Annotated in this window: 3 protein-coding genes; all 3 read right to left on the bottom strand. The window is 46.5% G+C overall.

The features are described 5' to 3' along the window. Positions 1–116: 116 nt before the first annotated feature. Complete coding sequence (locus ABFV83_RS03770; protein ID WP_349947607.1) at positions 117–1,142, bottom strand: hypothetical protein; 1,026 nt, start codon at positions 1,140–1,142, stop codon at positions 117–119. A gap of 16 nt (positions 1,143–1,158) precedes the next feature. Continuing rightward, positions 1,159–7,230 (bottom strand): polysaccharide lyase family 8 super-sandwich domain-containing protein, encoded by a 6,072-nt coding sequence (locus tag ABFV83_RS03765; RefSeq protein WP_349947606.1) that lies wholly within the window; start codon positions 7,228–7,230, stop codon positions 1,159–1,161. A gap of 72 nt (positions 7,231–7,302) precedes the next feature. Further along, positions 7,303–12,018 carry an Ig-like domain-containing protein gene (locus ABFV83_RS03760; RefSeq protein ID WP_349947605.1) on the bottom strand — a complete coding sequence of 1,572 codons (4,716 nt, stop codon included), beginning with the start codon at positions 12,016–12,018 and terminating at the stop codon, positions 7,303–7,305. Between the last annotated feature and the right edge of the window lie 18 nt (positions 12,019–12,036).

The following is a 12,036-nucleotide window of genomic DNA, read 5'->3' as shown; positions in this document are numbered from 1 at the left end:
CATTATCCTGCATCGTAATAAACAGATATTTATCAAATAAATGCGTATCTCTCCATCGTTTCGCTCTTTTATCCTGCCGCTTCCTTCCAGCTTATTGCCATTTAAAACAGCTTTTTTCATTGCTTCAGGAAATAGCCATACTCTTCCATACACTGTTTTATGTACTCCTGATAGGCTCCCTCCAGCCACAGATTCCTTAAAAGTGTTTCAGATTCCTCATGACCTGCTTTACCGTAGTCATGCTTATCCAGTACCTTTAAGATTCCCTGGGAGGCTCCATAGTCCAAGACTCCGCTGCTTTGCCCCGGTTCCATAAACCGGGTCTGTTCTGCCAGCCAGGTCATTTCCTGGTTGTCTCTGGGAAAATCAGCCGTATCATATTCCACTTCCTCGTATTCGATTTTAACCCTTGACCCTTCATTGATCCCATTGACAATATCCGCAGGCTCCTTTCCTTCGGCAAAGCCTTTCTCCACAAGGCCCCAGACTTTTTTCAGTTCCTCCGGATACTCTCCTGCCTTCATGCCGTAATACATATAGATTCCGATCCTGGATCTGCCCCCCTTATCAAACAGGGAGGGATCTGCACTGGCGTAAAGCTCCTCTAACTGCTCCCCGGAAGGTTTCAGTCTTTCCTCCAGAAGTTTTCCCTTTAGTTCGTCTCTCACTTCCATCTGTGTCCTGGATATATATTCCATCAGTCCGTACTGGCCGGGGCCGTAAGAAATGCCGTCAGAGGACTGCCGTTTTTTGTTCTCTTTCTCCAGGGACCTTTTTATATCTTTCAGAGTTATATCCGCAGGTATCCCATATTGGGAAGCCTTTATCCGTTCTACAGTATCCCGGACAAGACGGTCCATGGCTTTTTGCTTTAATACCTCCCCTGGAATCTCGCCTTGGATTTTTGTCTCCCAGAATCCGTCTTCATTAGGGTCCAGCTGATATTTATTGTAAAAATAAGATGTGACTTCTGCCCGGCAGTCATTTTCATAAAGCGCCAGATGGTCCTGAGTGATGGTGTGACTTCCAAGTTTCAGCACTCCATTGGAAGGACTTTTCAGCCACCAGATTCCCGTCATAAATAAAGCCAGGATTGCAGCAGCTCCCATTACCATCATCCATCTGCGCGCTTTCTGTTTCATCGTTTCCTCCTGCTCCTTACAGCTTTCTTCTATATTTTGCCAGTTCCTGAGTCAGACGTTTCTCCATTTCATGAATTTCTTCCATTGCTGCATCCGGATCCTGAAGAACCCGTTTTGCTTCTTCAACCAGCTGTGCCAGACCTGTCTCATCCACATTGCTGTAATCCTCTGCGTTGACATTGGAAGCCAGATCAATAATAAAGCTTAAATTCTTTTTTATTACCTTTTCCGCTGTATAATCGGATTTCCACACCAGGGATGGCTTCAGCGCTTCTTCTTTGGCAGTTCTGGAAGAGTGAATATCCAGGTAGTTGTTTTTTGCTGCGGTTGGTATACTGATCTCAAAGGAAATTTCAGTCTCCCCGTTCTTTTTAGCCTTGCAGACGGCTTCCGTCACATTAAGCTTCTGTATCAGACTCTCCGATGCCATGGCTTTTGTAAAGGAAGATACCGGTTCTTCCCCAATGCGGGCTGGGAAGCTGTTGAAGGTTACTGTTGGCCCTTCCCAGTCATTTTCCACCTGATAAATATCTGCACTGGTAAAATCCCCACTTGGCGTACCTGTCAGTTCAAAGGTCAGATAAATTCCCTGAGCAGATTCCGGCATCTGTTCCAGACTGAACTTCATAAGGGACTTTCTGGTGTAATTCTGCGCTCCGGCATCATTTTTTACAATCAGGTAAGCAGAACCGTTGAAATTTTTATCGCTGTCCGATCCGCCCTGCACATAAACATTATCCATAACTGGATTATATTCATTGCCGACCTGAACCTGGATTAAGGCAGAAAACCCTGCCGTATTGTAAAGTCCCTCAGGCAGTATCAGCTGTCCGGTTAAATCATAGGTCCCCAATACATCCTTCTGATAATCCCCTCTCTCCCACAAAATATCCAGTGTGTGAGTGCTTCCGGCATTGTCATAAACTTCCACTGTCTCAGGAAGCTGCAAATCCGTGAACTTTGTTCCGGGGTCTGCCTTGATTTGGCTGAACTCTCCGGAAAGTCCAATGATTTCACATTTTTCAGGTTCCAGCACCTTTAGCGTGATCCTGCTGGTCTGGCCTGCCAGCCCTGCCGTCCTTACAGCCAGTTTGATAAACGGAGTTTTCTGAAGCACTTCCACATTGGCGTCAAATTCTTTCGTCTCTCCCCCTGTATATGGAAGGGAAATCTCAATGGTGCCATTGTTCTCCTGGGTCGGATCCGATACCCCCAGAGTTACCTCATCCCCATTTATCTGCATGGTTATGGATGCGGCTTTATTTGATGTGATTCCCGCCACAGTCGTTACCTTGTTGTTCCAGAAATTCACTGCCGTTATTCTCAGGGACTTTTCTCTTACCCCATGAGCATCTTCGCTGCACTCCAGGACTTCAATGTCCGAATTTTCGCAGTACTGTGCCGTTTCTTCTGCGGTTTTTCCAGGAAGTATCACATAGGAATAATCTGCATTAGACGGCTTTTTCCCATGGTCGAACCAAAAGGTGGCAAAAAGGTTTGTTGCCTCGCCCTCGGTGGTTCCCTGGGCATTCCAATTACCGGTCCTCTTTTCTTTCAGGGCCATGACATCCGCTTTTTCAGGAAAATAATATCCGATATCAGAGCCAGCCGTATTGCCCTCCAGATGGATCCAGGAGGTACCGGCTATTTTTGTTCCTTTTGATGCACTTTCCTCACCATCGTCCCTGATATCCTTTGCTTCCCCATTGATCAGCACTGCATTGCTTCCATCCTTATTCAGCTTCCTGTTGTCAATAATGGTCTCCACGTAATTGCCTGTGGAGGAGGTGATTCCGCTTCCCAGTGCTGCGATCTCGTCGTCAAACATGAACCAGGACTTTTTGGCGTCAGTGCCTGACCTGGTACTGCCGCTGTTGCCCAGAGTCTTATAATGCATTCCTGCTCCGCCGTAATTGCCAAGGCTGGAACCGCCCACCCAGCTGTAAATATTCTTTGTGCGGTCACCGGCACCGTTGGGACGGGTCACATATTCCGTAGTCGTTCCTGCCAGACGCTTTGGATCTACGGTGGCCCAATAGCCTTCCCCGTACTGGTCTCTGTCACGGTTATAGAGGTATGTCATGCCATCGGAAACATTCCAGGTGCGCTTGCCTTCATCATTGATCAGTTCGTGGCCATAGGTACGGCTGGAATGCATGGATAAAGCGAATCCGAATTCCGGCATAATATGTACCAGCTTATCCATGCCTGCAAACAGCTTGTGAAGCACATACTCGCCTCTCGGTTCAACAGAAGCATCGTTCATGATCTGATTTGCCTTCATTAAGGAAGCAATATGAGTGCTGCGGCTGTAATAATAATTTTCATCCAGCCCAATGAAATATTTCATCATGCGGTTAAACCGCTCCTGCTGATCTGCAGGCATGGCATCCCCCATCAGCATCATGGCATCCATGATTCCTGCGCCCCTTGCCTTGTCATTTGAGGTTTTTCTTGTAATATCTCTTCCTGCTACCATATCCATGCACAGGCCGTTATAGATAAACGGCTCGATTCCTTCAAATACCATATCAAAGATCAGCTGCTCTGCGTGGTCCTCATAGGTCAGTTCAAAATCAGTGCCAGAAAATACGGAAAACAGAATGCTCAGTTTCTCATACAGCTGGGAACCGTATCCGCCCATATAGGCAAGGGCCTGATGCTGGATAAAGGATCCGTCCTCATAGAATCCGTCTCCAGTAGTCACATATTCAAACACGGTTTTATATGCCTTTTTCACATGATCCAGTTTCTCCCTGCTGTCGGTCAAAAGACCGGTCTGGACTACTACCATGCCTTTGTCGATCAGATTTGCCCCTGTCATGGCCGGAGACCCCGGATAACCGGAGGGACGGTCGCATACATTTGTAAACCGGTTGACTGCCGCCCCATAACGGCTGATTTGATCCGGTGTCAGATCCCCATAAAGAATCAGGGCAGTATCCAGAAATGCAATGGGACCTCCGATTTCCCAGTGCCACCAGTTTCCGAACACCGGGGTCTTTTCATCACTGCTGCTATAGTGGTGTTCATTCATAAAATCCAGGGCCAGGATCAGTTCTTTTTTCACGTCTTCGTTCTGGTACAACTGGCATCCCTTTGTTGCCCATGCGATTGCGATATCCTTTAACCGGTAAAAGGTCTGTGCAACATTTCCGGAATGGACCTTGGCCTCTGCGCCGGTCCCTTTAATATAGCTCATATCAAGATCGTTCCAGAGATTTGTCCTGGACTCATCCCTTCCCTTTATCATGGTATTCCAGTATTCCCTGGACTTTTCATTAAGCCCTTTGATGTAGGTGCGGACCGCTTCATTGTTGGTATCCAGTTCTCCGCCTAACAGCGTGGCCAGCCACTTTTCCCTCAATTCCTGAAACTGGGGATCAACCGGTTTTATTGTCCCGGTTGTGCGGGTAATGAGCCTTGGCCCTTTCTTTCCTTCTGCCTTAGTGGAATAAAAGTCAATCATATTGTCATTAGCCGCCACAGGACAGCTGATTTCAAAGGAAATTTCCGTTTTCCCTTCATTCAGCGCATTCCTTACGCTTTGGCTGACATCTGCAGTTACGATCCCACCGGATATATTATCCTTTGAGATCATTCCATCCGCCTTGGCTCTTATTCTTTCCGGCTTTGTATTCCACGTCACCGTACTGGAATTCCAGCCGCTTTTCACTTCATAAATTTCCGCAGAAACAAAATCTTTCGCAGGATTGGTATTGCTGATTCCTCCGGTCAGTTCAAGTACAAGATCAGCCTCTCTGGTTTCTCTTTCCACTCCCGATAAATCAAATGTCATAACCGTTCTTCTGGTATAATTCTGCTGGCCGTCAGAGAATTTAACTCTTAGCTTGGAAGCATCGTAATTGCTGTACTGGCTGTTTGTTTTACCGGCATCAGTTCCTCCCTGGAGGTAAACTTCCTCAGTGGGAACCGTGATTTTTTCGTTGGATTCCAGTTCTTCTATGGCAGCGGTAAGTCTTGATGCCAGTTCATTGATCCGTTCCCTTACCTCTCTGGTAAACAGGCTGACCGCAGGAGGAGCCACATTTTCATAGGTCAGCTTGCTCTGATCATATTCCTTCCGAAAAATTTCTTTTCCCTCTTCCATAAGCTTCAATACTTTCTCATAAGACCCAGCCGTATAAGCATCGGGATTTAAGCTCCCTGCCTTTTTGTATACAGAAGGAAGGCTGGGAATATCCACTGTTATATCGTACTCCGGCAGCCAGGCAGCGGTTTTAAAGTTTCTTGCCTTAAATACCACACTGTCTTTATAAATCTTTACATGGTAGCCTATTCCGGTTTCCTTTACACCGTTTTCAGACTCATTATAAGAGGGAACATCAATCAAGGTTCCGTATTCCCTGTCAATGGCTTCCGCCACGCCAAATCCGTTATGAATGTGGCCGGACATGTAAATCACCTGAGGGTATTTGGAAAATATCTCCTTTACCCTTAAATCCTGTTTCCCGAAATCCAGCAGGATATTGCTTCTCCAGTGGGTATCCTTTAATGCATTGTGTCCCATGACAAAAATCGGCTTATCCGGGCTGGCATTTTCAGCCAGAGTCTCTTCCAGCCAGTTTAACTGTTCTCCGGAAAGATACATGGTATCTTTTAAGCCGTTTTCCGTATTGATTACGATAAAATGATACCCACCCAGCCACCGGTCAAAATAGAGCGCTTCCCCGTTGTTTGGCATGTATCTTTTGTTCTTTTTCAGATAAAGGGCTTTTGCCGTAGGCCAGTATGCACTGATAACGGTTTCATCCTTGTTCCAGTCAGCGGAATTGTATCCCCTGACATCGTGATTTCCAAGTGCCATGATAACCTTATCATCAGAAACCGGAGAATACTGGTCCATGATGTTATAGATCCCGTTATACTGGGCTTCTGTGCCGCTCTGTGTAAAATCACCTAAATTCAGCACTCCCATAGAATCAGGGTCAAGGGTTTTCATGTCCTTTAACCCGGCTATGAAATTCACCGCATTGGTATCCCATAAGTTGTCGGACTTAATATGGACATCGGCAACCACCTGGAAGCTGCAAAGCGGCTCGCTGCCTTCCAGAAATTCATTGAACCTTTCTTTAAGGTTTCTGACGGCTGCCACCGCTGCGGCTGCCGTCATGCCCTCCAGCCCATTCTTTACATGTTCAATTTCCAGTCCCATAGCATGGATCCGGTCCATGGGATACTGTGCCCCCGGCTTTATTAAAGCCAGCTGATTTTTCATCTGTTCCAAAGCTTCCATTACTCCTTCCGTTTCATAAATTGTTTTTACGGTCAAGGCATTAACCGCCTTCTTATACACCCTGAGTTCATCAATCATACAGCCGCTCATGCCATAACACCCTCTGCCGTCGCCGCCTAAAATGAAGTTCAGTCCCGTATCAACAGATTTTCCTTTATGTCCTGTCATGGAAACAGACGAATATTTCTCTCCATCAAGATAAACCGTCATATCTCCATCCCTGTCAAAACTGCCTGCCACATGATGCCATTTGTCATCGTTGGCAGGTATTCCTTTTAATTCTACCCGGCTGTTTCCTGTTCCGGAAAAGTTCATTCTCATATCCACGTTGCTGACATTATTGAAATTACCAAAGGCCCAGCCAATATTGCTGCCGCTGATATAATTTTTATTGGAAAGGATGGTACCGTTATTCTGTCCGTGATTTTCCGTTTTCATCCAGAAGGACAGGGAAAAATCTTCCGTTCCAAACTTTAAATCAGCGGTCTGGCCATAGGTAATATACTGATCGGCTTTTGTGTCGGGCTGACCGGCTTTGCTTCCGTTATCCACTAAAACGCCATTGCCACGAATCCCCTTTACAAAGGCTGGCTGACCGTAAATCGTCCCGTCATTTCCTCTTCCGGTCTGGTCCTTTACCTTGTTCCCGGAGATACTGCTTTCGTCAAAAGAAGAATGCATGACCAGCCCGTCATTTAAAATCGTTTCCAGGGCGTTTTGATCCGTATCAGATCCAAAGCTCCCGGGTAAAGGAGCTGCGTAAACAAGGTTTCCCATAACCATAGAACAAATCAGCACTGCCCCCCATATTTTTTTCCATTTCACCTTCATAAGACCGCTTCCCCCAAATGGTCCCTGAAAGAGGGAAATCCCTCTTTCCATCCCTCTTTCAGGCTAAATTGATCACCGGATCCAGGCGCCGTTTTCATCCACCCGATACCCGTCAGCCGTTGTGGTATTGGTACAAAGGGCTCCCATTGGCCTGCTTCCGCTTTCTCCAGTCTGATGCCCCCATTTGCCGTCTTCTGTTTTCTGCCAGCCCGTATTCCCCTGAGTAACAGGATTAAAGTAATACCACATACCATTAATAAGGACCCAGCCGGTTCTCATGGCACCGGATTCATCAAGGAAATACCAGTACCCGTCTGATTCTTCTTTTACCCAGCCCGACTCCATGGAACCTTCCGCGCCAAGCCTATACCACATGCCCTGATCCACGATCCATCCGGTCTGCATCATTCCATCTTCGTTGAACCGGTACCACTTTCCACTTATCTTTGCCCATTCATTGGCAGCATAGGTTTTGTCTGACTTTAAGAATCTCCAAGCCGTTCCGCTGGCCTTCTTCCATTGTCCGCTTATACCGGATCCAGTCCTTTGAGAGGACGTGCCAACTCCCGAGCTGCCGGAACCGCTTCCCTGAGAATTTTCTTTTTTAACCGTTATCTGGAATCCATCTGTGAACACTTTAACGGCGTTATTTACCGCTGTCCGATAAGTAATGACCACATCCTTTACGCCCGGCACTAAAGTGCTTACATCCGATATTTCATAGCCGTTTATAAGCTTTAATGAGCCATCGCTGTATACGGCAGCCACGCTTAAGCCGGAATGGCTGATCCGTTCTCCTGTTTTGTATTCTGTTTGATTTGGCAGTGCAATAATTTTTATTCCTGTGACAATTTTGTTTTCCGTTCCCGGGTTTCCATTAAACTCCAGACCGTCAATAGCCTCCTTCAAAGAGTCGTATGCCTGGTCTACCCGGTCCTGGTCCTCTTTTGTAAGAGTCTTATCCTTTAACACAGACCTGGCTTCTGAAAGAGCAGCCTTTAACACCTCATAGGACTCTTCAGTATAATCCTTCTTGTTCTTTGATTCCCCTATGAGCACCAGATCCTTAAGGGCTAAAATATCAGGCTTTAAATTTTCTTCTGAATCCAGATTCCAGATTGCTTCCATCAAATTGACATAAGCATTATGTACTTCTGATTCCGATGCCTTTGTATTGATCAGTACAGAAGCGGCCTGGCTGAATGCCTTCATAAAACGGCCTTTTGCCACATCGGTCAGCCGTTCCAATGCACACTGATTGATTAAATCCGCTGCTTCCGTATAGAGAACAAGAAGGGCATTCTTGTCTTCCGGTTCAATCACGTTTACCGTTACCGTGGCAAACTTCTGATTGGGGTTTTCAATGGTCTCATGGCCCGTAAGTTCCAGATATCCGATGCAAGTATAGGAAAATACCTTTTCCGGGTCATAGGCATTATCAGGGAACCAGTATTCAATGGGCACTTTCGCTTCCTTCCCATTATCCAGCAGCGCTGCTGCTGTTTTTGGAAGTCCCAGTTCCTCCCAGGTTGTTCCAACCAGCTGGATGAGGGGAGGAATATCCCTGACTGAAACGACTTTATGCATCGCTTCCATGACATATACGGTACACCTGATGGGAAGCTTCACCCCATCTGCCTTCCCATACACCACAAAATTCCCCTCGCCCTGGTAATTTGCAGAATCAATGCTGTTCCACTCCACGGTCACATTTTTTTGTTCTCCGTTGGAATAACTGACTGATACCGTCTCCGGCAGAACAGGCATTTTCCCTGCCGGTGTTGATACGGAAACAGCTTCCACCTCTGTTTCGTAAACATTGCTTAATACTATGGTGGGAGCCATCTTTCCCCCTGACTCTTTGGAAGCAAAATCAATGCCGCCGTTGTCGCCATTTGCATACTCACCGAAATAATCCGTTGTCATTAAGAAAGAAAACTTTGTCTGTCCTTTTTTTGCATAGGCACTCTTCACCCAATCAGTTACATCCAGTTCCACAATATTCTCATGGGCATCCCGGATATTGGTATAGACTATTTTTTTATCACGGATCACCAGGTTATCACTGGAAATACCCGGAGAAGAATTCCAGGTTACCGTTCCTTCTTTCCAGCTGTCATTTACCTCATAAACCTTGAGGTAAAAATGATTGTTAATGGTTTTATAATCTGATTCCGTAACCGGCCTTGTCATTTGCAGCTTTACGGTAATGCCGGAGGCAGATCTTAACATCTGCTCCTCACCGCTTAAGTCAAAGCCAATCAACCCATTTCTTGTGTAGGCAGGCGAATTATTGGCTGTTTTGACCTTAATGACATTGGGGTCAGAGCTTCCGTAGGCCTTATTTCCGTCGCTTTGCTGGGTATAGGCATCCTTTGAAGCCACCTTTTCCTTGACACTTATTCCATCCCCCAGCTCACCGATGACCGTTACCTTTGCCTGACATTTTTCCTTTAAGCCCGAAACAATGCCTTCTACCGTAATCTCACCTTCATGGGAATACTGTTCCAGGTTAAGCGTTTTCCATACCACCCCCAGCTCCAGGGTCAGCCCCCCGGTAAATTCCGCTGTAATTTTATCAGGAAGTACCGGGTAAATTCCTGCAAAGGTGGAAACCTCAACCGGCTCAAAGCGTTCCGGTGCATCTGCTATAATTATGGAAGCCGCAACCTGATTGGACAATCCCGGCAGGACTCCTGAAAGTTCGATTACTCCCGCCTGCATACAGTCTTCCTTTGTCAGTTCATCCCACTTAACCGGATAATCATAGGATTTCCCATTCAGAACGATTTTTAAGGTTGCCGGCAGTTTCGGCACAACTCCGGGAGTCGTTACAATATGAACCTCCTCCACTTCCTCTGCCAGCTCATCCTCACTGGAATATTCCAAAGCGCCCATATCCACACGCCCGGCAATGGTATTGCTCATGATATCTTCGGTAGGCATGCCGTCGATCCTCTGCCCGGCACGGATACAAGGGGACCCTTCTGTCAGCTGATACGGCTCTGCCAGCTTTTTAATTCTGTCTTTTGTAAAATCGGAATCCATAAGATCTTCCAGTTCCTCCAAAGGATATTTATATTTGGAATAATCCTTTCCCGCCTTATAATCGACCAGCATGGGATCCTTAAATATATTTCCTTTGGTCTGCAGGCTCCCCTTATTCAAAACAGAACCCGCACTGGTGTTGGCAATGGTATCCGGATAGAAACAGTTATTTTCTATCAGGCTGTCATTATGGATGGCAGATCCCTGCTCCAGGACCGCAAAGTCTATGGTTGCTCCGTCTTTAGCCAGAACAATGTTATTTTTGAAATCCACAAAGCAGGTTCTTTTGCTCTTTCCGCCAAACAGAGAGGTTTTTTTACCTTCTCCAAAGAGAACAATGGTGTTGTTATAAATTTTTCCTACGCCGGGTCCCGCAGAAGTTGTATTGTCATAATGGAAGGTCTGCTGCTGCATCCTGCTTTCACCGGGATAGGTGCCTGTACCGTCATTAATGCTTAAATTATAACGGAATATGGTATTTTTCTGGCTTGCCATGAACAGCATGACACCGCCGCCGCAGTCATGGCTTAAATTGTACTGGAAAATATTGTCCACATTCATCATATCGGAGTCAAAGGCCTCGCCGTCATCGTATCCGTACCGGTTACCGTAAACTTCATTATACTGTACGGTAACATCATCGGCAAACATGGTCCAGCACTGGGCATAGTTTACTGCACCCCTGTCAAAGCCGCAGGAAGAATTCACCATATTCCCCTCGATCAGTCCGCCTTTTGTTTCCGTCAAAACAATGCCGTCGCCTACAACATTTTCCAGATAATTATTGCGGATGGTCACATTGGAATAGTTTTTAAGGAATTCATTTTTCCCCCAGCCGGAACCGGAAATATCCGTATTGCATTTATTCCGGATTCCTTCAATCGCCACGTTCTTTACATAATTTCCTTCAATAAGCACATCCTCAAAGGCTGCCCGCCCCATGGCCTTTGCAGTCAGATTTCCGCTGTCATCGATGGTGACCCGTTTTCCGTCTTTGTCCAGGTAATGGCCCATCACGATAATACCGCCGGATGTTTTTCCGCCTTTAAAGTTTGAGTTGACATCGTGTACATAACAATTCTTCACGGTAATGTGTTTGTATATTTTTTTCTGGTTGGAGGAATAGATCAGGATCCCGGCTCGTTCACTGGTACCGCTGTCCATGGCTTCCCCCATTTTATCCGTATTTTCCAGATTCGTCACTTCCAGATTGTAAATCTCCCAGTACTCTTCATTATAGATCGTCACCGCGCCGGTAATGGAAGGACCAGAGGTTCCATTGCCATTAATCACAGGGCGGCTGCCTTCTCCATATGTATCAATGATGATGGGTGCGCCCTCCCGGCCGCTTCCTTTGGGATTTAATGCCTGGTTCCAGATGCAATCCGCTTTCAGCAGTATCTTGTCTCCCGGCAGAAAGGTTTTGGAATTGACCCTGTCAAAGGTCTTCCACGCAGTCTCTTCTGTTTTTCCGTCCCCACTGTCATTGCCGTTTTTGGCATCCACATAATACACAGTCCCCTCTTCTTGCAGGTTCTGTGCTTTCTGTGCATCGGATGCAGTGGCCAGACTGGCATTGGACCTTGTCGCCGTATGTTCAGCCATGTTATCATAGCTGTCCGGCGGCATTTCAAAGACATCAGCAAATCCGATCATGTTCACGGGCAAAATGCCGATCATCATGACTGCTGCCATCATGCCAGCCGCTTTTCTTTTGAAAAGCCTGCTGCTTTTAAACATAAGAAAAGATCCCCCTTA

This window comes from Lacrimispora sp. BS-2 (genome assembly GCF_040207125.1).
Lineage (GTDB): Bacteria > Bacillota > Clostridia > Lachnospirales > Lachnospiraceae > Lacrimispora.
The sequence above is the reverse complement of the archived record's forward strand: the minus strand, read 5'-3'. Positions and strand labels throughout refer to the sequence as shown.

Excerpts from the sequence above, each read along its gene's own strand:
- ABFV83_RS03770 (WP_349947607.1), bottom strand. The coding sequence starts at position 1,142 with ATGAAACAGAAAGCGCGCAGATGGATGATGGTAATGGGAGCTGCTGCA.
- ABFV83_RS03765 (WP_349947606.1), bottom strand. The coding sequence starts at position 7,230 with ATGAAGGTGAAATGGAAAAAAATATGGGGGGCAGTGCTGATTTGTTCT.
- ABFV83_RS03760 (WP_349947605.1), bottom strand. The coding sequence starts at position 12,018 with ATGTTTAAAAGCAGCAGGCTTTTCAAAAGAAAAGCGGCTGGCATGATG.